This window comes from Priestia megaterium NBRC 15308 = ATCC 14581 (assembly GCF_000832985.1).
Lineage (GTDB): Bacteria > Bacillota > Bacilli > Bacillales > Bacillaceae_H > Priestia > Priestia megaterium.
This window is the reverse complement of sequence record NZ_CP009920.1, coordinates 2172226-2196022: the sequence shown is the minus strand read 5'-3', so window position 1 is coordinate 2196022 and position 23797 is coordinate 2172226. Positions and strand designations below refer to the sequence as shown.

Annotated in this window: 24 protein-coding genes and 2 tRNA genes; 2 read left to right on the top strand and 24 right to left on the bottom strand. The window is 37.7% G+C overall.

The features are described from left to right. Nucleotides 1-65: 65 nt before the first annotated feature. The gene (spoIIE, locus tag BG04_RS11865) at nucleotides 66-2543 is read right to left on the bottom strand and encodes a stage II sporulation protein E (RefSeq protein WP_013054880.1); all 2478 of its coding nucleotides are present in this window, start codon (nucleotides 2541-2543) and stop codon (nucleotides 66-68) included. 312 nt (nucleotides 2544-2855) lie between these two features. Between spoIIE and BG04_RS11860 the strand changes: the two genes are divergently transcribed. Together BG04_RS11860 and BG04_RS11855 are read left to right on the top strand one after the other, a co-directional pair. Continuing rightward, nucleotides 2856-2929: transfer RNA gene (locus tag BG04_RS11860), tRNA-Met, on the top strand. A 10-nt stretch (nucleotides 2930-2939) separates the two neighbouring features. Further along, a tRNA-Glu gene (locus BG04_RS11855) sits at nucleotides 2940-3011 on the top strand. A gap of 120 nt (nucleotides 3012-3131) precedes the next feature. On the opposite strand, the gene BG04_RS11850 is transcribed toward BG04_RS11855, so the two are convergent. The 23 genes from BG04_RS11850 to rnmV all read right to left on the bottom strand — a co-directional run bounded on the left by BG04_RS11850 (nucleotide 3132) and on the right by rnmV (nucleotide 23726). Then, nucleotides 3132-3599, bottom strand: a complete 468-nt coding sequence (locus BG04_RS11850) for a S1 domain-containing RNA-binding protein (protein ID WP_013054879.1) — start codon at nucleotides 3597-3599, stop codon at nucleotides 3132-3134. A gap of 88 nt (nucleotides 3600-3687) precedes the next feature. After that, nucleotides 3688-4059, bottom strand: a complete 372-nt coding sequence (locus BG04_RS11845; protein WP_013054878.1) for an FtsB family cell division protein — start codon at nucleotides 4057-4059, stop codon at nucleotides 3688-3690. 4 nt (nucleotides 4060-4063) lie between these two features. Further along, the gene (gene yabQ, locus BG04_RS11840; RefSeq protein ID WP_025753169.1) at nucleotides 4064-4687 is read right to left on the bottom strand and encodes a spore cortex biosynthesis protein YabQ; all 624 of its coding nucleotides are present in this window, start codon (nucleotides 4685-4687) and stop codon (nucleotides 4064-4066) included. Beyond that, nucleotides 4684-4989: a sporulation protein YabP gene (gene yabP, locus BG04_RS11835; protein WP_013054876.1), complete on the bottom strand. Its 306-nt coding sequence runs from the start codon at nucleotides 4987-4989 to the stop codon at nucleotides 4684-4686. Before yabP ends, yabQ begins: the two co-directional genes overlap by 4 nt. A 99-nt stretch (nucleotides 4990-5088) precedes the next feature. Continuing rightward, nucleotides 5089-5355: an RNA-binding S4 domain-containing protein gene (locus tag BG04_RS11830; RefSeq protein ID WP_013054875.1), complete on the bottom strand. Its 267-nt coding sequence runs from the start codon at nucleotides 5353-5355 to the stop codon at nucleotides 5089-5091. A gap of 20 nt (nucleotides 5356-5375) precedes the next feature. Next, nucleotides 5376-6836, bottom strand: coding sequence for a bifunctional methyltransferase/pyrophosphohydrolase YabN (yabN, locus tag BG04_RS11825; protein ID WP_013081346.1), 1461 nt, complete (start codon nucleotides 6834-6836; stop codon nucleotides 5376-5378). Nucleotides 6837-6848: 12 nt separating this feature from the next. After that, nucleotides 6849-8453 carry a putative polysaccharide biosynthesis protein gene (locus BG04_RS11820; RefSeq protein WP_034654930.1) on the bottom strand — a complete coding sequence of 535 codons (1605 nt, stop codon included), beginning with the start codon at nucleotides 8451-8453 and terminating at the stop codon, nucleotides 6849-6851. 229 nt (nucleotides 8454-8682) lie between these two features. Continuing rightward, nucleotides 8683-9219, bottom strand: a complete 537-nt coding sequence (gene spoVT, locus BG04_RS11815; RefSeq protein WP_013054872.1) for a stage V sporulation protein T — start codon at nucleotides 9217-9219, stop codon at nucleotides 8683-8685. 508 nt (nucleotides 9220-9727) lie between these two features. Then, nucleotides 9728-13258: a transcription-repair coupling factor gene (mfd, locus tag BG04_RS11805; RefSeq protein WP_016762704.1), complete on the bottom strand. Its 3531-nt coding sequence runs from the start codon at nucleotides 13256-13258 to the stop codon at nucleotides 9728-9730. Nucleotides 13259-13327: 69 nt separating this feature from the next. Further along, entirely contained in the window at nucleotides 13328-13558 is a 231-nt protein-coding gene (gene fin, locus BG04_RS11800) for an anti-sigma-F factor Fin (protein ID WP_013054869.1), read from the bottom strand. A 59-nt stretch (nucleotides 13559-13617) separates the two neighbouring features. Then, a complete protein-coding gene (gene pth / locus BG04_RS11795; RefSeq protein WP_034654924.1) occupies nucleotides 13618-14175 on the bottom strand; it encodes an aminoacyl-tRNA hydrolase in 558 nt (185 codons plus the stop codon). Between the two features lie 139 nt (nucleotides 14176-14314). Then, nucleotides 14315-14944 carry a 50S ribosomal protein L25/general stress protein Ctc gene (locus BG04_RS11790; RefSeq protein ID WP_034654922.1) on the bottom strand — a complete coding sequence of 210 codons (630 nt, stop codon included), beginning with the start codon at nucleotides 14942-14944 and terminating at the stop codon, nucleotides 14315-14317. A 187-nt stretch (nucleotides 14945-15131) separates the two neighbouring features. Next, entirely contained in the window at nucleotides 15132-16085 is a 954-nt protein-coding gene (locus tag BG04_RS11785; protein ID WP_013054866.1) for a ribose-phosphate diphosphokinase, read from the bottom strand. An 18-nt stretch (nucleotides 16086-16103) separates the two neighbouring features. Continuing rightward, nucleotides 16104-17483 carry a bifunctional UDP-N-acetylglucosamine diphosphorylase/glucosamine-1-phosphate N-acetyltransferase GlmU gene (glmU, locus tag BG04_RS11780; protein ID WP_034654921.1) on the bottom strand — a complete coding sequence of 460 codons (1380 nt, stop codon included), beginning with the start codon at nucleotides 17481-17483 and terminating at the stop codon, nucleotides 16104-16106. Between the two features lie 194 nt (nucleotides 17484-17677). Further along, complete coding sequence (gene spoVG, locus BG04_RS11775; protein WP_013054864.1) at nucleotides 17678-17968, bottom strand: septation regulator SpoVG; 291 nt, start codon at nucleotides 17966-17968, stop codon at nucleotides 17678-17680. A gap of 155 nt (nucleotides 17969-18123) precedes the next feature. Next, a complete protein-coding gene (locus BG04_RS11770; protein WP_013054863.1) occupies nucleotides 18124-18501 on the bottom strand; it encodes a RidA family protein in 378 nt (125 codons plus the stop codon). 21 nt (nucleotides 18502-18522) lie between these two features. Next, nucleotides 18523-19344 (bottom strand): pur operon repressor, encoded by an 822-nt coding sequence (purR, locus tag BG04_RS11765; RefSeq protein WP_013054862.1) that lies wholly within the window; start codon nucleotides 19342-19344, stop codon nucleotides 18523-18525. Between the two features lie 56 nt (nucleotides 19345-19400). Further along, nucleotides 19401-20270, bottom strand: a complete 870-nt coding sequence (gene ispE, locus BG04_RS11760) for a 4-(cytidine 5'-diphospho)-2-C-methyl-D-erythritol kinase (RefSeq protein ID WP_016762701.1) — start codon at nucleotides 20268-20270, stop codon at nucleotides 19401-19403. Nucleotides 20271-20468: 198 nt separating this feature from the next. Then, nucleotides 20469-20639, bottom strand: coding sequence for a small, acid-soluble spore protein, alpha/beta type (locus BG04_RS11755; RefSeq protein ID WP_013054860.1), 171 nt, complete (start codon nucleotides 20637-20639; stop codon nucleotides 20469-20471). A 194-nt stretch (nucleotides 20640-20833) separates the two neighbouring features. Continuing rightward, the gene (gene veg, locus BG04_RS11750; protein ID WP_013054859.1) at nucleotides 20834-21067 is read right to left on the bottom strand and encodes a biofilm formation stimulator Veg; all 234 of its coding nucleotides are present in this window, start codon (nucleotides 21065-21067) and stop codon (nucleotides 20834-20836) included. 273 nt (nucleotides 21068-21340) lie between these two features. Continuing rightward, a complete protein-coding gene (yabG, locus tag BG04_RS11745) occupies nucleotides 21341-22213 on the bottom strand; it encodes a sporulation peptidase YabG (protein WP_013081339.1) in 873 nt (290 codons plus the stop codon). Nucleotides 22214-22290: 77 nt separating this feature from the next. Continuing rightward, entirely contained in the window at nucleotides 22291-23169 is an 879-nt protein-coding gene (rsmA, locus tag BG04_RS11740; RefSeq protein WP_034654919.1) for a 16S rRNA (adenine(1518)-N(6)/adenine(1519)-N(6))-dimethyltransferase RsmA, read from the bottom strand. Then, on the bottom strand, nucleotides 23163-23726 hold the full coding sequence (gene rnmV / locus BG04_RS11735) for a ribonuclease M5 (protein ID WP_013081337.1): 564 nt from the start codon (nucleotides 23724-23726) through the stop codon (nucleotides 23163-23165). Before rnmV ends, rsmA begins: the two co-directional genes overlap by 7 nt. Nucleotides 23727-23797 lie beyond the last annotated feature (71 nt).

Below are 23797 nucleotides of genomic sequence, written 5' to 3'. Positions count from 1 at the left end.
ATCCCCTCCTCATTATCAGTATTAACATGATAGACGAGGAGGAGATAAAATATACTTCTATCTAACTATTGTGCTTTTTTACGATAAGCGTAAGAAGGAATCGATGACCATTTCGGAGTATTGTGCTGAAGCTTTGCCACAACTACCGTCATATCATCTTCAATTAAACCTGATTTTGTTCGAATAACTTCTTCCATAATTAAGTCTGCAATTTCTTGTGGATCGTTTGTTTGAAGCTCGCCAATTTTTCGCTTCATCCACATTTCGTAGTTCTCAACGTGTTTTGGTCCTTCAAATACGCCATCACTCATCATAATTAATAAGTCTTCGGCCTTCATTTGTTCATTCACAACATCGACTTCAAATTCTTCAATAATGCCCATTGGCAAATTGCTTGCCTGTATTTTAATCACCTTATCTCCACGTTTGATGAAGCTTGGCGTAGAACCGATTTTCAAGAAGTTTACATTGGCATCTTGTAAGTCGATCATCGCTAAATCTAACGTAGAAAAGATCTCATCGTTTGTACGCAGCGATAAAATAGAGTTAATCGATTTAATTGCAATTGTCTCTTCTATTCCTGTTTGTAAAATTTGTTTTAACAGCTGAAGCGTTTCGCTGCTTTCATAGTGGGCACGCTCTCCATTCCCCATACCATCGCTAATAGCTAGTGCATACTTACCAGCGTTTAGCTCAATCATGGAGTAGCTGTCACCGGATACAAACCCTCCGCCTTTAGCAGCATGTGCTACGCCTGTATCAACAACGTACGCTTTTGTACAGCCAAACGAAACGTGGCAATAGCCTTGAGGATATTTAGCACATTCTTCGTTCTTTACTACAATACTTTCACCTAAAATATCTGTAAGCATTGGCGCAATAATCTTCTCGCATTCTCCTCTTCCGTGACAATATGGCACCCACATTTCAATATCTACATTTCCAGGTTCTAAGCTATAAATTTCAATTTGATTGATTTCCATCCCAAAGTTACGAAGAGCTTCTAAAATCTGTTCTTCTTGTACATTTAAATTTTCGCGCTCTCGCTTAATTTCTTTTGCAAAATTCCCCATGACTTCAGAAACACCGTGAAGCTGTTCTGCTACAATCCTTCTACTTTCTTGAATTTGGGCTTTTAAGTGCTGATTCGCTTTAAAATACGTAAGTTCATGCTCAATCACATCGATGACTTTTTTCGATTTCACACAATGTTTGTCCATTTCTCGAATTAGTCTTGGATTTTGTTCAAGAGTGCCATTATCAACTTCAAGCATAATTTCCTTCATATATTCATAGGTTGTATCAAACTGCTGTGCCCAACATTGTTCTTTTTTAAAACAAAATTGGCATGTCCTTTCGGTAACGCTGCTTAAGAAATAATCAACTTCTTTATCGGCGCTTGGCTTTTCATCATAAAACCCATTTTGCGTAAAGCTTTTGGAAAGTGCTTGAAAAACATTTGAGAACTGTTCTACGCGATTCGCTGTTACGTCTCGGATCTTACGCACGTACTGCTGTTGTTCAAGCATGTTTTCAGATGTCCCTGGTACTAGTTTACTCAAGTTTTTCAAAACAAAAGATGGGGTTAATAAAAATAGGACAACAGCCGTCAGTGATTCATACAAATTAGTCGTCAATCCTTGATCAGCCTGAGCATATAGGCCGATTAGCAATGAACCAACAACCAGCCCAAGAGCTGCCCCTAGCTTTTTACCGTCTTTTAAAAGTCCTCCAAGTAAGCCGGAAAAGGCGAGTAAACTCATTTCGTACAAACTAGAAACATTCGCGAAGCTTAAAATTAAACCGGTTACGACCCCTACCGTAGCTCCTATCGTGGGGCCAGATACAAAAGCAAAAACTAATACTAAGTAACGAGATAATATATGTTCAGCCGAAAGCCCGTAAATCATCCACCCTATTGTCCCCGTCATAACAGATGCCAACAAAATAATTAGAGAAATCACTTCTTCTGTTTTTAATGATTGTTTTCGCTTTCGGTATGAAATTAAAGGCACGCTTTGTAAGAAAATCATAGTTAAGATAAAGCTCAACCCTGCTTCTACTGCCACAAATGTAAAATCATACATGGTGAATTCCTTGGTAAACACATAAAAAATAGTTAGTTTTGTAAGTAACATCGCGCTAAATACAGTGAACGGCAGCTTTTTTAACGGATCCATTGTCAGTATGCCGCTAAATCGATGAATTAGTAAGAAAACAAATAGTGTAGCAAATACGGTACCTCCATTTTGAATGGAAACACTAAATGCCCCTGCCAATACGGCTAAACTTGCCAATGGTGCTTTTTCTTTCTTTATAGCCATTACAGCTGCAAAGAATGGCAAAGCAAATGGCATGATTTTCATTAAAATTAACGCTCGTCCTAATAAAAAACCTACGACTAGCAGCAACAATCCCCATTGAAATAACACCTTTTCCGTTTTCATACCCGCCTTTGTAAACACACGGGACATTTCTAATCTAGTTCGGTTAAATACCGCCTCTGTTGTTGGACTTGCAAAATCTCTTTCCGTCTTTTGCATTCTCCCACCACCCGCTAATTATACTTATTCATTATTATATCGCGACGAAAGGTGAAATTTTGTCAAACGGACTAGCAAAATACCTATAATCGTTCGACTATTTTCTAGTATTATATTGAAAACTATACAAAAAGATGTACAATCTTACATGGCAATTTAAAAAATATCAGAGATACTGTTTGCCTCAGAGAAAGCCTATGATCATCATTCTTTTTTAAAAGCAAATAATAGTCTATAAAAATAACAAAAAAGTTATTGACAATAACCCTTCTTTTTTATATTATTATAAATGTCTTTTAGAGAACGTATAATGGCGGTGTAGCTCAGCTGGCTAGAGCGTACGGTTCATACCCGTGAGGTCGGGGGTTCGATCCCCTCCGCCGCTACTCGAATAAAGGCCCGTTGGTCAAGCGGTTAAGACACCGCCCTTTCACGGCGGTAACACGGGTTCGAATCCCGTACGGGTCATCAAAAAGCATGTACAACAGTACATGCTTTTTTTCTACTCTTTTTTACATATAAAAAAAGCACCTTTTAGATAAAAGGCACTTTCCAAAAACTCGCTATCTATTTGATATAAGCAGCAAGTTAACCGCGTTTTGCACCGCGTCCACCGCGTTTTGATTCGGTATGGCGTTTTAGGGAAGATAAACGTTCTTCACTGTCTTTTAAGAAACGATTCATTTTTTGTTCGAATGTTTCTTTTGTACGGAAATCATTACCGCCACCACGATTGTTATTACGTTGTGGGCGTGAATCACGTGGACGGTCTGAGCGTGGCGCTCTTGCAGGACGCTCTGGTCTTTCTGGACGTTCTGGTTTGTCTACCGCTTTCTTAATTGAAAGACCAATTTTACCATCTTTCTCAACGTTAATTACTTTGACTTCAACTTCGTCGCCCACTTTTAAATGGTCGTTAATGTCCTTTACGTAATTATCAGCTACTTCACTGATATGAACCAAGCCTGTTGAACCTCCTGGTAACTCAACAAAAGCTCCAAAGTTCGTAATACCTGTTACCTTTCCCTGTAACTTGCTGCCTACTTCGATTGACATAAAAAAAATGCTCCTCCTTAAATGATAAAAGAAATCAATTTATTATATTATACAAAAAGCAAAAATACACTGTCAACGAACCATACGTTTAGTCTTTTTTTACATTAAAGATAATTTCTCCGTCTTCTGATAAAAAATAATCTCTGCGGGCAATCTTTTTAATATAATCATCGTCATTTAACTTGACGATTTCACCTTTTAACTGTTTTTGCTTGCTTTGTAATTTTGTCAGCTGCTGTTCTAATTTCACCTTCTCAGCTTTTTTGTTCTCAATAGCTGAGGTTTGCGTAATTAAAGCTGATACCATCAATCCACCAATGATTAAGGCCAACACTCCGAAAACAGTCAAACGCCTAATTAAACCGATACGCTTTCGATCTGTATTTTGTTTAATTTGCTCTTGTTTATGGCTATAATCAGTATTTAACTTCGCGACCTTTTTTTTTCGTACCGCACTCATTGAATTAGTCGTCCCCCTTGTTTTTTAAAGTGTTCACCCATGCAACAATTCTCATTATCATATTCTTTGCACGATTGTAAATTCCTTCTATATACCGAAAACCCATATGTAAAAATCGTTTTACAGGTTTAGGCATCATTCTCCAAAATACGAAAAGAAGCCACCTGGTCGGTACGTAAATAAGCTTTAGACAGAATACGAGCAGCTTATGAACAGCTCGGTAGATCCCTAAAGCGACTACAACTAAAATATGAATAAAGAAGCGGATAGGCTTGACCAAAAAAATATTACTAAGCGTTAGAACACCTCGATATAAACTTAATACGCTCGAGACAGTAAATGTTAATACTTTTAAATACAGTGATTGAAATAAGCTTTGATACGCGGCAAAGCCGCAAAACAAAGCAAGAAACGCATACAAACGCAGTTCTCCTTCATTCACTAAAAACAACACATAAAAAATGAGAAGAGCTTGCACCATCCAAAACAACACGTCATTCACAAATACAAACCATGGGCGTGATTTAGAGCGATTAACAAAGTAACGATAAGTATCGAGAGAAGCACCTAAACCGCTTCCCATCGATACCATCGCAAGCATTGTATAGAGCTGAATGTTTAAACTCATCGAAACAACTTACTAAAGAATCCTTTAGCCTTCTCCGATTGGTTCTCATCTAAGTAAACTATATCAAAGATTTTTCCTTTTATCGATACAATTCCTTGATCAACGTCTAAATTTTTCATTTGCAGGTTTTGCCCTCTAACTGACAAGAAACCCATCACTGTTTCAAGTAAAAATTCCTCATTGTCAAAGCTCTCTACCTGCTTCACACCCGTGATATCTAAGAGACGCCGACCCTTCATCACTAAATCATGATTTGGAGTATGGTCTTTGTTTGAATTGCTTGTTTCGTAAAATTGGCTCATATCTTCATCCCCACCTCATTCATTAAGAGCATTCGCTCTTGTTATCTGTTGTTTAAAACATATGAATGAGAAAGGTGATTTAGAACAAGCCTTCATCAGTTATACTTCAGATGAAATACGCTCTTCTTTGACAATTGAGTATAAATTAGCTGCTTCTTCTTTTTTAGCTGCTTCTTGAAGAGCCTCTATTTTAACGGTAATTTTCTTCGTGCCAAATGTGATCGCTAACTCATCTCCTACTTTCACATTTGTGCTTGCTTTTGCAACAATACCATTAATGGTAATACGGCCCTTGTCTGATACTTCTTTTGCTAATGTACGGCGCTTAATTAAACGTGATACTTTTAAAAATTTATCTAACCTCATAATTCCCTCACCTTTCTGTTTTACAAACCTGTTTTTTTGGCGTCTTCCCAAAATTCATCTAACTCTTCTAACGAAAAAGATTCAAATGGTTTTTCAGAAGCTCTCACTTTTTCTTCAATATATTGAAATCGATTTAAAAATTTTGTATTCGTTTTAGCTAATGCGGCTTCAGAGTCAATTTTATAAAACCTTGCAATATTCACTAAAGCAAATAAAATATCTCCAAATTCATCGCTCATTTTTTCTTTATCAGCATGCTGTACTTCCTCTTGGAATTCAGCAAGTTCTTCCTGTACTTTTTCCCACATAGGTTCAACTTCTGACCAATCGAAACCAACTTTTGCAGCTTGTTTTTGGTATCCATGCGCTTTCATTAAAGAAGGCATAGCCCCAGGTACAGAAGCTAACAGAGAAGAAGGTTCCTCTCCTTTTTCTTCTTTTTTGATTTCATCCCAATTTTTTAAGACCTCATCTGCATCATTCACGCTCACTTCCCCAAATACATGTGGATGGCGTCTTACCATTTTCTCTGAAACACTGCGAATGACATCATCAATTGAAAACATTCCTTCATCTTCACCGATTTGGGCATGAAGCAATACTTGCAGCAATACATCACCGAGCTCTTCAATCATATTATCGTCATCTTGACGGTCAATTGCATCTAATAACTCATATGACTCTTCTAGCAAATAGCGCTTGAGCGATTCATGCGTTTGTTTTTGATCCCAAGGACATCCGTTTGGCCCTCTGAGCGTGGCAATAATCCTTCTGAACGAGTCAAATTGATGATATAAAATTGTTTCGTCTGCTACGGGAGGCACATAAATAGTCGTTAAGTTATTGAGCGACATTTCTCTATCCAATTCATACAGCTTGACCGGCTGGATTTTTTCTTCACTGCTTCCTGCTGCTGTTACAATATAAACGAGGTAATCATCAGGAACGTGTTCCATCAGCGTTAGCTTTACCTCTGAAGCAACGAACTGATCGTACACTTGAGCAATTAGAACATGACCGGTTAACTCTATTTCGCTTCGCTTTAAATCTGTTCCGTCTAGCAGCTGAAATCCTTCGATAGGATCGATCTTTAGCGCACCAAAAATTGGGTCTAAGAAGCTTTGTCCTCCTTTAATTTCAACAGGAATGCCTCGTTCTTTTCCTTTTTGTAAAAGTAATTGAACCGTACGTTCTGCCACTAAAGGGTGCCCAGGAACGGCATACACCACTTCTTCTATTGAAGCTTTATCGATTAAATCATTTGATATATGTTCATATACCTCTTCAAATGCATCATAAGATTCGTATACGTCATCATAGGATACATACGTCAAGCCTTCACTTTCTAATTCTTTGATTACAGGATGTTCTTTTGTGCGCATATAAATATGCTTTTCCTGCTGTAGCAAGCGATAAATGCCTACAGGTAGCTGTTCTAAATCGCCTGCTCCTAAACCAATAACTGTTACTTTACCTGTCATTGCTTCACCTTCTTATTTATTTTTTAATACGTATTTAGCTAAAACACTTCCCATTGGAAGTAAACGTAATTCCTCTTCGGTAAAAATGTGTTGTTTCATAATGATAAACAAATAAAACAAACCGCCTATTAAAACACCAGCTCCTGTTTCAACCACTTGTTTGCTTGTATCTAAACCATTAGACCATACAAAGTGATGTAAACAAAATAAATAGCTTTGCAAAAGAACGACCATTGCTATGCCCGTTATAAAAATACCTCCACTCACCTTTTTCGGAACAAGAGGTACAGCTAACTTTTTATACAGACAAAATAGATTGATTGCTGCAACGATAGCGAATCCAGCTGAGGAAGCAATGGCTGCTCCTATGGTTTGAAAATCTGGTATTAGCCAAAGATTCAATATCAGTTTGACTGCCATGCCAGCGATGACGGCTATTACAGGCGCGAAAACAGCTCCCATCCCCTGCAGCACAGCTCCAGCAGTTGCTGCTACTGTTGTAAATATAACTAACAAGCTCAAAATTTGTAAAACGTCCGTTCCGTGGGAGTCACCGTATAAAAGCATATTAATGGGTTTCATCAGCGCAATCAAGCCAAAAGCTGCTCCAACTCCGACTACAAGCGATAGACGGAGAGACAGCTGAACTTTTTCAACCACAAATGACAAGTTCTTTTTCGCAATGGCTGAAGAAATAACAGGTACAAGCGAAAGCGAAAAAGCTGTACCTACTACTGTACCTAATTGAATCAACGGAAGACCGCGGTCGTAAATACCTTTTAAAATTTGTGCTGCTTCTTCAGCCATGCCGTGCGCCGTTAGACTAGAATATAAAGTAAAGGAGTCAATAAGCTGGATAAACAGCAGACCCATACCGCTAATACAAATTAATAAACCTTGAATAACCAGGACTTTTACTATTTTTTTGACGTCTGCTTTCTTTATGCGTTGAAACATTCCCTTAGAATTTGTCTTTGTTCTAAAAACAAATAAAAACAAAACAATAAGAGATGTTAGACCGCCTGTTATGGAGCCAAAAATTGCTCCCGCCCCCGTAGTATAAGGACCATATCCATGGTGCACAAAGAAAATAGATAGATACAAAATAGTCCCTACTCGCACAACTTGTTCTGCGATTTGAGACAGCGCTGTAGGAAACATATTATATAATCCTTGATAATAACCACGAATAACAGCAATAAACGGAATAAGTAAAAAGGAAAATGAAATAATTTCAATGAGAATCGTTAACTCCCGATCTCCCATCCACTCGGCGATTGTTTCTGCAAAGATATATTCGAGCGCAAATATCGTGCAGCCTACTACAAACAAAAAAGCAAATGAAACTTGAAGTATTCCCCGTATTTCCTTTCTCCGGTTTGTTGCCCCATAATCAGCTACTAACTTTGAAATAATTACAGGGAAACCATATGTACCTAGCTGTAGCGCAATTCCATATAGCGGATAAACTTGCTGATAGATATAAAACCCTATATCTCCCGCAATATGGTGATATGGAATACGATAAGTGGCACTTAAGATTTTCGTAAATAAACCTGCGAGCGTTAAAATAATGGCGCCGTTAAAAATAGAATAGAGCTTTGATTGTTTCTGCATTCCTACACCTTTCACCTGCAGCTTGTAATGATGTGAACAACTCTTTTTATTAGCCGCTAACCGCAATAGAATAGAGCTTTGTTCTTATAAAACATCCTGCACTTTCCAATAAATAAAATACCGTACCATTATATCATGTTCTCTTTATTTCTAAGGTAAGACAGCATGAAAAAAGGCAGCAGAAACTGCTACCTTTTCAGTAGATAATGTAAAATAAAGATAATTACGCTTACTGCTCCATTTGACGAGATAAGAAGCTAGCTGCTGTTTCGGCGGCTTTATGCTCTACTTCACCAAGGGACTTATCTTTTGAGAAAATGACAACAGCTCCAATCGGATCTCCATTTGCAATAATCGGACCGATTGTATAAGAAGAAATATTTTCTTCGTATCCATCGACAAATTCAAGGTTTTTCCCATCGGTTACTAAAGAAGAACTGCGGCTTTCCATAACAGATTCCACTAACGAACTAATGTTTTTATTTAAGTATTCTTTTTTAGAACTTCCTGCTACCGCAATAAATACATCGCGGTCACAAATAAGTACAGGATGACCTAAGCTATCGTATAGCGCTTCGCCATACTCTTTTGCAAAGTCTCCTAATTCACTAATTGGCGAATATTTCTTTAAAATAACTTCTCCATCGCGATCGACGAAAATCTCTAGCGGATCTCCCTCTCGGATGCGAAGCGTTCTTCTAATTTCTTTTGGAATCACAACGCGACCCAAATCATCAATACGACGAACAATACCTGTTGCTTTCATTCATTGAAGCCTCTCTTTCATATGATGATTAAAATAGTTGGTGAATATCACTGATGGCTATATGATAAAAGGTTCACCTTTGTTGAGGTTAGTATTCTTCACTCTACAACTTCTATTCACCAACCATCTCTTTTTTTGTTAAAAAGTGTGCTTTTATTAAAAAAATGTCCAAAAAACCGCCAAAACATGGGGATCTGGATATTTTTATTTGACTATACAAGAGAGGCTGAGACATAACTAAACCTATCTCGCCTAAAGACGAACAACTAGGAGACATGAGGTAAACCGCTTGAGACACCGCTGCTGATTTCTGTGCAAGACTTCGCTTTCCGCTTTTCCCGCGGGAGTCTTTGTCTTGTCCTTCAATCACCATCTAAAAGCAGCCACATACATGAAACCTGTATTCACCATATCAATAAAAAAATCCGAACGGGTTGGATTCTTTATCAAGAACCTCAATTCATCGTTCGGATTTTCCTTTAACTAAAATACTTTTGTCTTGCCTGTTTTAATTCGTAACTTGTTCTTTTTTAACAGTGGCTACTCCTTTTACTAACTGATACACAATATTGAGCCATTCTTTTTGAGCAAGTCCTTTTACATTAACCACTAATTTTACTTTCTTGCCTTCCATACCTAAGCTGACCATTCTGCCGAATTGATCACCTAGCATGAATAATTTTTGGCCGTCTACCGTTGAGCTCGCTTCTTCAGACAACAGAATAGAAATTTCTTGTTTTGACTGAAGAATAGATTCTACTAAGTTCTGCGTTGCATATACTTTTGTTTCAGCTACTTTAAACAAATACTCAACCTCAGCCGGATACTCTCCAAAACGATCAATCATTTCATCCTGCAATTCTTGAATATCTTCTAGTGCTTCAATTCCTCTAAAGCGCTTATACATCTCAATTTTCAAGCGGCCGTCTGTAATGTACTGATCAGGAATATATGCGTCTAAGTCCAGATTCATTTCCACATTAAATTTCACACTTTCTCCGTCAGACCCGCGTCTTTCCTCTATCGCTTCTTTAAGCATTTGCGAGTAGAGATCGAAACCGACAGAATCGATAAATCCATGCTGCTGAGCACCCAGTAAGTTTCCGGCACCACGTATTGAAAGATCACGCATAGCAATTTTAAAACCAGAACCTAATTCGGTGAATTCTTTAATAGCTTGCAGACGCTTTTCAGCTACTTCTGTCAGTACTTTGTCTTTGTGATACGTAAAGTACGCATATGCCACGCGGTTTGAACGACCTACACGCCCTCTTAATTGATACAGTTGTGATAATCCCATCTTATCAGCATTATTGACAATAAGCGTATTTACATTGGGAATATCTACTCCCGTTTCGATAATGGTTGTACTCACAATCACGTCATATTCGCCTTCTAAAAAGCTTAAGATAACCGCTTCGAGTTCGGTTTCATTCATTTTTCCGTGGGCATACGTTACCCTAGCATCAGGCACGAGCATCGAAATTTCTTCTGCTTTTCGTTCAATATCTTCTACGCGATTATATAAAAAGTAAACTTGGCCATCACGCGCTAACTCACGCTCAATCGCTTCACGAACTAAAACCGGATTATACTCCACTACATATGTTTGAACCGGAAAACGATTTTCAGGCGGCGTTTCAATAACAGACAAATCCCTTACGCCCAACATAGACATATGTAATGTTCGTGGAATAGGTGTTGCTGTAAGTGTAAGGACATCAACGTTTGCTTTCATTTGCTTGATTTTTTCCTTGTGCGTTACACCAAAACGCTGCTCTTCATCGATAACTAACAATCCTAAATCTTTATAAATCACGTCTTTAGATAGTAAACGATGTGTACCAATCACCACATCTACGGTCCCGTTTTTTAGCCCTTTAATTGTTTCTTGCTGCTGTTTACGACTGCGAAAGCGGCTCAATAGCCCAATGTTGATTGGATAGTCTTGAAAACGCTCACGGATGGTTTCATAGTGCTGCTGAGCTAAAATAGTGGTTGGCACTAAAATAGCCACTTGTTTTCCATCTGTCACAGCTTTAAATGCAGCACGAATGGCTACTTCTGTTTTTCCATATCCAACGTCTCCACAAAGCAAACGATCCATTGGTCTTTCATGTTCCATATCCTTTTTAATTTCTTGTACAGAACGAAGCTGATCTTCGGTTTCTTGATAAGGGAAAGCTGTTTCAAATTCTCTTTGTAAATCGCCATCGGGGGAAAATGCATAACCTTTACTTGCTTCACGCTCTGCATACAGTTTAATTAAGTCATCAGCGATATCTTGAACAGAAGACTCAACTTTTCGTTTCACTTTCTTCCAGTCATTTCCGCCAAGTTTATATACTTTTGGCTCTTTCCCTTCAGAGCCTACATATTTTTGTACTTGATCAATCTGTTCAACAGGAACGTACAGCTTGTCAGAGCCTTCATATTTGATATGGATATAATCTTTATGATTACCGTTAATCTCTAACGTTTCCATTCCTAAATAACGGCCAATACCGTGGTTCACGTGAACGACATAGTCACCTACGTTTAACTCTGAATAGCTTTTAATACGTTCTGCATTGGAAAGCTTTTGACGACGCTTTGATTTCTTTACCCGTTTTTTAAACAATTCTTCCTCGGTTAAAACAGCTAATTTTTGCATCGGCAGTTCAAAGCCCATTTGTAAATCGCCTTCAATAATTTGAACAAGACCTGGCACAAGCTGACCATTTCCATCTAAAATAGATGAATCAATATCATAATCTGCTAGTACACCTTCAAGTTTTTTCACGCGCTCTTTATCTGCTCCTAAGAGGACTACCGTATAATTAGCATTTTTCCAACGTTCAATTTCACTTTTTAATAAGTTCATTTGGCCGTAAAACTGCTGCATCTGCTTACATGAAATATTAATAATATTTTGCGGACTCGTATACGATACGTGCTTCAAAAATAACGATAAGTATAAAAACTGATGTTTTGCTCGCTGAATAAGAGATGGGAGCTTATGAGATAATTGAACGTCTCGAACAATTTGCCCCTGTCCTAATAATTCGGTTATCCATTCAGCTTCCTCTGTTTCAAGCTGATCAGACGTTTCTTGAATTCGAGTGGTTTCATCAAAGATGACAAGGCCGCCTTCTGGTAAATAATCTAGTAAACTAGCAGGCGATTCGTAGAAGAATGATAAATACTTGAACATATTTTCAAGAAGCTGACCTTGACGCAGCTGTTCGATTTCACCTTTAATATTTTCTGTTAAGGTAGCTTTTAGCGCTGCGTTTTTTACTTGTTGCAGCGTCGAAGCCAGCTGTGCTTCTAGTTCTTCAATTCCTTGGGCCACTTCATTTTGGTTCACAATGATTTCCGTAGCAGGACCGATTGAAATTTCTTTTAACTGCTCTTGAGAGCGTTGATCCTCGATTGTAAAAGTACGAATGGAATCAATCTCCGTATCAAATAGTTCAATTCGGACAGGTAGCTCTTCTGTTAACGGATAAATGTCAATGATTCCTCCGCGCACACTAAACTCACCCGGAGCTGAAACCATAGATGCCCGCTCATAGCCCAACTCAACTAACCTTTTTAAATAATGATCAACGTCGATGTCAATTCCCATTTGAAACGGCAGCTGTGTTTGCTCCCATCTTGCTTTAGGAGGCAGCAGCTTTCGAATTCCTGCAAGCGGTGTTACAACTACTCCACCTGTATGTTGACTCCAATAATTGAGTACTTCAATTCGCTGAGCCTTTAATTCTGGACTTGCAATCCCCACTTCTGTAGCAACTAAATCGTTAACAGGGTATAAGAAAACGTCTTTTTCCGGTAAAAGATGCAAAAGGTCTTCATACACTTTTTGAGCTTGATATAAATTATGAGTCACTACTAATAAAGGGTATTTTTTATCCTCATTTAAGAGTGCCATTAATACAGATCGAGCTGAACCGGAAATTCCCGTTACTAACTGTTCTTTCAAACCTTCTTCTAAGCTGCTGACAACAGCTCCAATTTCTTTATTTTCTTCAAATTGCTGTCTAATCCCTCGCAAAGGAATTCCCTCCTCCCATGATATGTCTAAACTAAACAGAAAAACGCTTTGGTTTGAGACCAAAGCTTTTTATTGTATAAATGTTTCGTACTGATGATAGTCTGGATTTCGTTCTAGCGCTTCTTGACAGTCTTCACAAATAATTTTAACCACGATATCTCCACTATTATGGTAGTGAATAAAGTCTTTTCGTTCATCTGCGGTTAGGTGATTAAAACCGAGTGCTTCTGTATTGTGAGCTGTCTTTTCTATCATACCGACTTTTGCGCCACAATGTCTACAGAAATAATGAATAGACATACAAATCCTCCCAAATCTTTTAGTGTTAGTATGGACGATTGAGAGAAATTTTATTCTACTTAATTATAGCGATTCATTACTTCTAAGAACGGTTTACCTAAAAAATCTTCACTCGCGTGTATAGACGTTTTCATCGCTTCTTCCATATGAACCATTTCATCTTCTGTAAAGCGCCCTAGTACGTAATCAACTACTTTCATACCGTTTTTCGGACGATCGATTCCAATACGAATTCGGTTAAACTCTTGGGTTTTTAAATGCTGAATAATTGATTTTATTCCGTTATGGCCGCCCGGACTTCCTTTTGTACGCAATCTTACTTTTCCGCACGGTAAATCTAAGTCATCGTAAATAACAAGCAAGTCTTCGACGTCTATATCAAAATAGTCCATTAACGGGCGAATACTTTCTCCTGATAAATTCATATATGTTAGAGGCTTTAATAATATGACTTTTTCTCCTTTTATTATACCTGTTCCATATATTCCGCTAAACTTTGTTTTATCTAGTGAAATCATAAACTGTTCAGCAATTTTATCAATTGCCATAAATCCTATGTTATGACGGGTACGGTCATATTCTTTTCCAGGATTCCCTAAACCAACGATTAATTTCAAAATAGATACTCCTTTCCACTCTATGTAAGTTGTACATAATAGGTAAATGTCTTTAATGTTTTACATTACTATATAGTATCACTTTTATTATAATCAATTCACATAAAAAGACGTAACCTTTTGGTTACGTCTTTTTATATTATTCTTCGTTATTTTTTTCTTTTGTTGCTTCAACATCGCCTTCAGCATCCTGAACTTCGCCGCTGTCCGGCTCTTCTTCCTGTTGAGGAGGTAGCACAGAAGCAACTGTATCTTCTGCATTATGCGTAATTTCCAGCTTTTTACCTACCTTAATATCCGCTACTGTGATTGTATCATTAATTCCTAACTCTGATACATCTACATCAATAGACGATGGGATATCCTGCGGCAAGCCTTTTAATGAAATTTCATATAAAGACTGCTGTAATACGCCGCCTTCTTTTGTTCCTTTTGCTTCTCCTACTAGAGATAAAGAAACTTCAGTATCAATTTCTTTCTTCATGTCGATCACTTGGAAATCGGCGTGGACAATTTCGTTTTTTAATGGATCAGTTTGAATATCATGTAACATTACGGAATATTTTTGCTTATCCACTTGTAACGTTAACACTCCATTGCGTCCTGCTTCACGAATAGTCTTAATAAAATCAGCACTGTTTAAGTAAATAGGTGTGGATTCTGTTTTATTTCCGTAAACAACCGCTGGGAAGTTTCCTTCGTCGCGAATCTTTCTATTTGTAGAATTTTTGAAATCCGTTCTTTTATTTGCTTGAATTGAAATACTCATTTTATTCACCTTCCAGTATGTTTTCTACTTAAAATGTACCCTTTTTAGAAGGTTGCTAAACATGAAACCCAGTTTGAACAGTAATATATCTTTGTGCATTCCATCCAAAGCGCTTTAAAATCAAGGGTTGGCACATTTAAATTTTTTTCAAAAAAACCTCTTTCCAAATGGAAAGAGGTTCTGTTTATCAATCAAATAATGTACTAACTGATTGCTCTTCGTGAACACGAATAATCGCTTCACCGATTAACGGAGCTACTGAAAGTTCTGTTACTTTATCAATTTTCTTATCTTCTGTTAAAGCAATAGAGTTTGTTACAGCTAACTCTTTGATTGTAGAGTTTTGAATACGCTCAATCGCAGGGCCTGAAAGTACTGGGTGTGTACAACAAGCATATACTTCTTTTGCACCTGCTTCAATTAATGCACTTGCACCAATTGTAATTGTACCAGCTGTATCAATCATGTCATCAATCAAGATTGCTGTTTTTCCTTCCACTTGTCCAACAATGTTCATAACTTCTGCTACGTTTGGACGTGGGCGACGTTTGTCAATGATAGCGATCGGCGCTTTTAGACGTTCCGCTAAACGGCGAGCACGCGTTACGCCACCGTGGTCCGGAGATACAACAACAACGTCATCAAGGTTTTTACTCTTGAAGTATTCACCTAAAATTGGAACACCTACTAAATGGTCAATTGGAATATCGAAGAAACCTTGAATTTGAGGAGCATGTAAATCTAATGTGATAATACGAGTAGCTCCCGCTTTTTCAATGATATTTGCTGCTAATTTGGCAGTGATTGGTTCACGTGCACGAGCTTTACGATCCTGACGAGCATAGCCATAGTAAGGCATAACGATGTTAATTGTTTTAGCTGATGCACGTTTTAATGCATCAATCATAATTAATAATTCCATTAAGTGTTCGTTAACTGGAGCACTTGTTGATTGAATGATAAATACATCACAACCACGGATACTTTCTTCAATGTTAATTTGAATTTCACCGTCACTGAAACGATCAACCGAACATTTACCTAATTCCACACCAATTACTTTTGCGATCTCTTCAGCTAAAGCCTTGTTTGAATTTAGCGTAAATAACTTTAAATTTTCATCAGCATATACATTTGACATTTTATTGTGAAACCTCCGTCAGGATTTTTTATTAATATCAAGCTTTTCAGCATAGTTTTCTTTATTTACTTGTTTCGCACGAGCAATTGATAATGCTTTTCCTGGCACATCATCCGTTACGGTTGAACCAGCTGCAACATAGGCGCCTTCACCAATTGTTACAGGTGCAATTAAGTTTGAGTTACATCCTACGAATGCCCCATCTTCAATCTTTGTTAAAAATTTATTTTTCCCATCGTAGTTAACTGTAATAGATCCGCACCCTAAGTTTACATCTTTTCCGACCTCTGCGTCTCCAATATAACTTAAATGAGAAGCTTTGCTACCTTTGCCAAAAGATGCTTTTTTAATTTCTACAAAGTTTCCTACGCGCACTTCATCTCCAATTAATGATTGAGGACGAATATGTGCAAATGGGCCAATTGTGACTTCGTGACCAATTTCACTATCGTGAGCAACAGAATGGCGAATAGAAGTATTATTACCTATTTTGCAGTCTTTAATTTCACTGTTAGGTCCTACTTCACAATTCTCTCCAATTACAACTGTTCCTTGAATAACCGTACCAGGATAAATAACCGTATCTCTGCCAATGACAGCATCTGCTGAAATGTACGTGTTAGAAGGATCCACAATCGTCACTCCATTTAACATATGCTGCTTGTTGATGCGCTTTTTCATTGTTTCTTCTGCTTGAGACAGAGCAAATCGATCATTAACGCCCAATGTTTCAGCAAAATCGGATGTTTGATATGCAGAAATAATTTGACCTTCATTTTTTAGAATTTCGATAACATCAGGTAAATAATACTCTCCCTGTACATTATCATTTGAAACTTTTGAAAGTGTCTCAAATAATTTCTCATTATCAAAACAATACGTACCAGTATTAATTTCCTGTACAAGACGCTCTTGTTCTGTGGCATCTTTATGCTCCACAATCTTTTCAACAGACCCTTGTTCATTTCGAATGATGCGTCCATATCCTGTTGGATCTTCTGCATGAGCTGTTAAAATAGTTGCCATTGCATTTGTTGCTTCATGATGCTTTAATAAAGATTCAATTGTTTCAGCTGTAATAAGCGGAGTATCTCCACATACAACAATTGTCGTACCTTTTTCATGTGCAAGTAAAGATTCTGCTTGCATTACTGCATGAGCTGTTCCTAACTGCTCTTCTTGTAAAGCAAATAAGCTTTTATCTCCAACATGTGATTTCACTTTTTCGGCACCGTGACCTACAACTGTAATTAAACTTGTTAAATCCAAACGTGATAACTGATCAATTACGTGTTGCACCATCGGTTTGCCACACACAGGGTGTAACACTTTATATAAAGATGACTTCATACGTGTACCCTGACCAGCTGCCAATATGACTGCATATCTTTTTGACATAACAGGCCTCCAATTTTACCTTTTTATCCATTAAGAATATTATATCAAAAATGACAGCATTTCAAGGAATCATTTATAAGTCATGAATTTTATTTTTTGGTAATGCTAAAGTTTTACAAAGGTGTGAAATTATATAAGTGGTAATCAAAAAGAAAAGAGTCTACTTTTCAGTAGACTCTTAATGTATCATATGTTTACGAAGCACCCGCTTCTTCGAATTCAACTTCTACCTCACCTAAACGATGATATTCTGCTAAAACAGCATCTTGAATCTTTCCGCGAGTATTTGAATTGATTGGATGTGCAATATCACGGAACTCACCATCCGGTGTACGTTTACTTGGCATGGCTACAAATAAGCCATTATTACCATCAATCACACGAATATCATGAACAACAAATTCACCATCTAATGTGATTGAAGCAATCGCTCTCATACGTCCTTCAGTGTTCACGCGGCGTAATCTTACGTCAGTTACTTCCATCTTGTTCACCACCTTTTTCTATGCGAAGCTTTACATACTTAATTCCACAGAATTTTGTGTTTTCCTGCTATTCAGAAAAAATTTTTAGAAAATTTTCGCAAAAAAAGTGAACAATTGGAAGTTACTTGCTTTTTGTTAGAAATTTGTTAATTTAATTACCCTTTAACAAGCGCAATAACTTCAATTTCAACAAGTACATCTTTAGGTAGTCTCGCAACTTCTACACATGAACGTGCCGGCTTATGGTCCCCGAAGTAGTCGCCATAGACTTCATTTAACGCTGCGAAGTCGTTCATATCTTTAATGAACACGGTTGCCTTTACAACTGTATTTAGAGAAGCTCCAGCTTCTTCAAGAACTGCTTTTAGATTTTCAAATACTTGAGTAGCTTGTACTTGAACATCTCCTTCGACCAACGTACCATCTGGACGAAGTGGAATTTGACCTGAACTGTAAAACAAGTTATTCACAACAATTCCCTGTGAATATGGACCAATAGCTTGCGGTGCATTTTTTGTTTGAACCTGTAACATATGTTCCTCTCCCTTACTTGATCAAATATATTTTAAGTAATTGCCTTCTTGTACTCGAATTTGTTTATCTTTGATATTTACATCTGTTAATTGTACAAGGGACACATACTCATCCACTAAACGTTCTTCAATATCTTCTGATTCTACTAAAACTCCAATACCAGCAACAGTTGCATCGAACTCTTCAAGCAAGCTAACCATTCCATTTACAGTACCGCCAGCTTTCATGAAATCATCAATGATGAGTACATTTGACCCCACCGCTAAACTTCTTTTAGCTAACAGCATCGTTTGAATGCGCTTAGATGAACCCGACACGTAGTTAATACTAACGGTCGATCCTTCAGTTACTTTACTGTCTCTGCGCACAATAACAACCGGCACGTCTAAATACTGAGCAACCGCATACGCAATAGGAATACCTTTTGTTGCTACAGTCATCACCACATCGATTTTGCGGTTAGCAAAAAGCGATGCATACAAGCGACCGATTTTATTCACAACGCGGGGGTTCCCTAAAATATCAGTTAAATATAAATATCCACCTGGCAGTAAACGCTCAGGTTTTTCAATCAACCCACATAATTCTTGAACAAGCTGACCGGCTTCTTCATTCGTCATCTTTGGAATGAATTTAACTCCGCCGGCAGCCCCTGGTAGCGTAACCAAAGTTCCGATACCCTGCTGTTCAAAAGTTTGTTTAATAATCGCCATATCTTCGCTAATAGATGATTTTGCGGAATCATATTTATCTGCAAAATACGTAAGAGGGATAAGGCGCTGAGGGTTTTGAATGAAATAGTTGGTCATATCAATTAATCGTCCACTACGTCGAAACTTCATAACATCCTCCTGAAAATCCGAATATTGTAATGTAAATATAACATTAACATACGGATTTATTCAAGCGTTATTCGTTCACCTAATAGCCTAACTGCATAAACTTTATCACAAAAGCCACGTAATCCATTATAAATGCGATGCATACGTGAATCATGCTGTACAAGTCCAAATACAGTTGGCCCACTGCCGCTCATGAGCACAGCATCGGCGCCAAAACGCTTTATTTGTTCTTTAATGAGAGCTACTTCCGGATGCATTTTCAGTGTTACTGCTTCCAATACATTTCCTACAAGGCTACACATTTGATCATAATTTCCTGATTGTATGGCGTGAACCATCTCATCTACTTTAGGATGATCCATCTCTTCAATTTTTAAGTTTCGATATACATCTGCTGTAGAAACACCTATTTCAGGCTTAGCCAAAATCACCCAGCAGCTTGGAGGTGCCTCAATATGCTCTACAATCTCTCCGCGCCCTGTAGCAAGAGCTGTCCCTCCGTACACGCAAAAAGATACGTCAGAGCCAATCTCAGCCCCTATTTGTGCAAGTGTGTCTAATGACAACCCTAATTCCCATAACGTATTTAAACCGCGTAATGTAGCAGCCGCGTCACTGCTGCCTCCAGCTAATCCAGCAGCTACTGGAATATGTTTATCAATTAATATATTTACACCTTTTGAAATGTTATAACGTCGCTTCAAAATCTGCGCTGCCTGATAAGCGAGATTTCGCTGGTCATCTGGAACAAAGCGATTATGAGAATAGATAACAATTCGTCCATCTTCACGGTCAGAAAGTTCAATTCTGTCCGCTAAATCAATTGTTGTCATAATCATCTTAACTTCATGGTAACCATCTGGACGTTTATGTAACACATCAAGTGACAAATTTATTTTAGCCGGTGCTTTCACCATTAATTTCAACTTACTTCACCTACTTCATCTTATCGAGTTTAACGCTATTTTATCATAAAATGAACAAGATATAGCTGTTCATTTAAACATCTTTGTTTAATCCTCTGTTTTATCTTTCATTTTGGGACAAAAAAACCGAAGCGGTTATACACTTCGGTTTTCCTCATTTCACTTTAAATAGTCGTATAAGCATTGATTTTCACTATGCTATTGCTTTAGCTGCTGCTGTGCAAGCTCTACAGCTCGCTTCACCATATTGCCTGCGTCTTTTGCCCGAATAGCGCCCCAGCCTTCTGCTTGTACAGTATCGTAAAAACCAAGTTCTTTAGCCAGTTCTTCTTTCAGCTTCGATGACATAATCCCTCTACGCCTTGACATTGCACATGGCTCCTTTACGTATAAAATGAAATTTCAACCTGAATCTCCTCGCTCTTTTACATAAGAAACGCGAGGACGATATGTATAGTATGTATAAAAAATAATGCATATATAATTTGAAAAAAAGACCAATAAAAAAGCAGTAAACCAATGTCCACTGCTCATCACCACTTGCTATATTGCCTATGTCATTCTTAGAAAAATTTTAGTTGCACTGTTTCCGTTAACACATCTGCGTAACTATACGAAACCCGCTCCAAAGAGTTTTCCTCTTGATCTAATTCAACGATAAAAACAGATGGGTACGTTTCTGTTAATACACCTGAACGTTCTACTGTTTTTCTACGACCACCGTTTGCTTTTAAAGTTAATCGTTGGCCTAGGTGCAAATCCAGCGCTTGCTTAATATCAGACAAAGTTTTCGCCATATTGGTCCACCTCACTATGTATAGTATAACACATGTTAGAAAAATAGTCAAAAACATAAAATTATAACAATCTATCTCTAATTGTGTCAATAAATAATTTTCAACATGAATCTACATTTCGCTGTTAGTATGCTCGTTTTTCAACGAAATATGTATATCTTTAGCAAATATTGAAAATGATTTTGTGTAATTAAGCGTATACTTTGGCTTCATACGAAAAAACAACTGGTTGCACATCATGCGTGTACATGCTGTAACCAGTTGTTTTTATTTCTACTCATCGCTTTCATAAGGCATGCCCGTGCGAAGCAGCCCTTTTGTTTCTACTCCTCCTAAACCTTTAGCACCCGTTAATGTATTACGTAAGACGTCCCATACATTAATACGATCCGTGAAAGGAGTAAAACTTAGTTTTGCTACTACATACACAGGGTCAAGAGCATGAATATTTACACGTGAGGGTGAACTAGCAAAGTTTGCTCCAGCTTGAATCAATAATTCAAAATGCGATTGACAGGCACCTGCAAAAATCACCAGCTGATCTAAATTACCAACTCTTTTTCTTGCTTCTTGGACTGTTTGAATATAGTGCTTGGAATGTCTATAAGCAAGGAGATCATCTTTATTTCCTTTTCCTTTGGAATAGGCATCATGACCTGTCAGCACTAGAATATCGGGTCTTACATCCTCAATTAGCTTTCCAACCTTCTCAGGCATTTCTGACTCAACGCAATGAACACCATAAACAGGAACACCAATTTTTTCGTAAACCAACAAACATTTACGTAAATAATTAGGGTCTCCGTCTACGTGCAGGACCTTTCCTGGAATTTGAAATAAGCGATGTGAATGGCTGTATCCATTTGTCATGCTATATTCAGTTTTCTCTCGAACGAGCCGATAATCCTGTTGAATAAGCTCCAAGGATCTTTCTAAAAGTTCTTCTTCTTGTTTTTTTCTTTGATCCTGTTCTTTAGCATCCACAACCTCTAGATCTGTACAAGGAGCGTCCGCAATCAACCGAACGTCTTCTCCTATTAAAGTCGCATATTTCCCCGTTTCGCTGTCATTAATAGCTATAACACGAAAAAGCAAATCTCTTTGATAAGAAGGTCGTGTAACTATATCACCAATTTTGATGTTCATATGCTTCACTCCGTCTTTGCTACTTCAAAAATAAATTCTCTTCATAGCCTATGACTTCATGATAAAAATGTGATAATTTAGCGAAATGATTTTAAAAGTTGATCACTTAGCTTTCCAAATTCTTGAATAGATAACGTTTCGCCTCTTCGTTTCGGATCAATTTCAGCAGTTGAAAGTGCTTGCTCAATGTCCGCTTTTTTCTGCTTTCCATTTGGCAAGTTGTTCACTAGATTGTTTAAAATTGTTTTTCGACGCTGTCCGAAACTTGCCCGTACAACTTGGAAGAAGAATGCTTCATCTCGGACTTCTACCGCTGGCTTCGGTCTTCTTAACAATCGAATAACAGCTGAGTCCACATTAGGCTGCGGATTAAACACTGTTTTAGGCACAATCATAACCGTCTCAGCCTCTGTATAGTATTGAATAGCAATAGAAAGTGAACCGTACTCTTTTGTTCCCGGTTTAGCTGCTATACGTTCAGCAACTTCTTTTTGAAGCATAACGACGATTCCACGTACCGGAATTTGCTCTTCTAATAATTTCATCAAAATGGGTGTCGTCACGTAATACGGTAAATTCGCAACGACCATTAAATCTTCTATGTTTTCGAATTCTTGTTCGAGCGTCCCTTTTAAATCCGCTTTTAACACATCTTGATGAATAACTTTTGCATTTGAGTAAGGAGAAAGAGTATCAGCTAAAATCGGAAGCAAACGCTGATCGATTTCAAATGCCAGCACTTTTTTTGCGCGCTTTGCTAGCTGTTCAGTTAAGGCCCCGATACCAGGTCCAATCTCAATAGCTCCCGTTTCTTCTGTTATTTCCGCATGATCAACAATACGATGTAAAATGTTCGTATCAATTAAAAAATTTTGTCCCAAACTCTTTTTAAATGTAAAACCGTATTTCTTTAAAATTTCCTTGGTTCGATTAGGCGTTGCAATATCTTTTAACACGATCCCTTTTCCTCCTTATTTATCTGCTCAACAGCTCTGATAAAGTCCTCTTTTGAAATTTGGAACATCTGTAATCGTTTATGGAGCTGCTTTCCGTTGGCATAACCAATTTTTAATAACTTGCCTATTCTTTCACGTCGAGACTTGGCTTTACTATCTCCTATCAAACGAGCTACGATTAAATCCTCTTGAGAAATCTCCATAGCTGCCCCCATCCACTCTTGCTTCACATCTTTTAGTGCTTTTTGAATAGATGCAATAGAAGCATGTTCAACTCCAATACCTTTGCCATTTTTAGGGCGAGCCTCTTCTTTATCTAAGAATGCATGTTTACATCCGGGAACACGTTCTGAAACAATATTTCGAATTCGCTGTCCTGGATAATCTGGATCTGTAAAAATAATCACGCCTCGTGTTTTTTGAGCTAATTTTACTTTCTCAATGGTTTCTTCATTTACAGCTGATCCATTTGTCTCAATGGTATCCGCATCCACTGCACGTTTAATTGCTACAGTGTCATCTCGGCCTTCTACTACAATAATTTCTTTAATCTTCATTGCTTCCTCCAAAACATTCAGTTTTGTTCATTTGCTTTTCAGTAAAAATGAAATGCTAGTTGCGCACATCA

Bases quoted from the DNA above. Each gene is read 5' to 3' on its own strand.
- BG04_RS11785 (WP_013054866.1), bottom strand. From the start codon at position 16,085: ATGTCAAATGTATATGCTGATGAAAATTTAAAGTTATTTACGCTAAAT.
- fin (WP_013054869.1), bottom strand. From the start codon at position 13,558: ATGTCTATTCATTATTTCTGTAGACATTGTGGCGCAAAAGTCGGTATG.
- spoIIE (WP_013054880.1), bottom strand. From the start codon at position 2,543: ATGCAAAAGACGGAAAGAGATTTTGCAAGTCCAACAACAGAGGCGGTA.
- BG04_RS11830 (WP_013054875.1), bottom strand. From the start codon at position 5,355: ATGAGGTTAGATAAATTTTTAAAAGTATCACGTTTAATTAAGCGCCGT.
- BG04_RS11820 (WP_034654930.1), bottom strand. From the start codon at position 8,453: ATGCAGAAACAATCAAAGCTCTATTCTATTTTTAACGGCGCCATTATT.
- yabG (WP_013081339.1), bottom strand. From the start codon at position 22,213: ATGAACATCAAAATTGGTGATATAGTTACACGACCTTCTTATCAAAGA.
- yabQ (WP_025753169.1), bottom strand. From the start codon at position 4,687: ATGAGTTTAAACATTCAGCTCTATACAATGCTTGCGATGGTATCGATG.
- glmU (WP_034654921.1), bottom strand. From the start codon at position 17,483: ATGTCAAAAAGATATGCAGTCATATTGGCAGCTGGTCAGGGTACACGT.
- spoVT (WP_013054872.1), bottom strand. From the start codon at position 9,219: ATGAAAGCAACAGGTATTGTTCGTCGTATTGATGATTTGGGTCGCGTT.
- spoVG (WP_013054864.1), bottom strand. From the start codon at position 17,968: ATGGAAGTAACTGACGTAAGATTACGCCGCGTGAACACTGAAGGACGT.
- BG04_RS11850 (WP_013054879.1), bottom strand. From the start codon at position 3,599: ATGTCAATCGAAGTAGGCAGCAAGTTACAGGGAAAGGTAACAGGTATT.
- BG04_RS11845 (WP_013054878.1), bottom strand. From the start codon at position 4,059: ATGAGTGCGGTACGAAAAAAAAAGGTCGCGAAGTTAAATACTGATTAT.
- veg (WP_013054859.1), bottom strand. From the start codon at position 21,067: ATGGCGAAAACTTTGTCTGATATTAAGCAAGCGCTGGATTTGCACCTA.
- yabN (WP_013081346.1), bottom strand. From the start codon at position 6,836: ATGACAGGTAAAGTAACAGTTATTGGTTTAGGAGCAGGCGATTTAGAA.
- BG04_RS11770 (WP_013054863.1), bottom strand. From the start codon at position 18,501: ATGTTACAGGTTCAAACAAAAAATGCACCGCAAGCTATTGGTCCATAT.
- BG04_RS11790 (WP_034654922.1), bottom strand. From the start codon at position 14,944: ATGAGTATTTCAATTCAAGCAAATAAAAGAACGGATTTCAAAAATTCT.
- BG04_RS11755 (WP_013054860.1), bottom strand. From the start codon at position 20,639: ATGTCAAGGCGTAGAGGGATTATGTCATCGAAGCTGAAAGAAGAACTG.
- yabP (WP_013054876.1), bottom strand. From the start codon at position 4,989: ATGAGCCAATTTTACGAAACAAGCAATTCAAACAAAGACCATACTCCA.
- purR (WP_013054862.1), bottom strand. From the start codon at position 19,344: ATGAAGTTTCGACGTAGTGGACGATTAATTGATATGACCAACTATTTC.
- rnmV (WP_013081337.1), bottom strand. From the start codon at position 23,726: ATGAAGATTAAAGAAATTATTGTAGTAGAAGGCCGAGATGACACTGTA.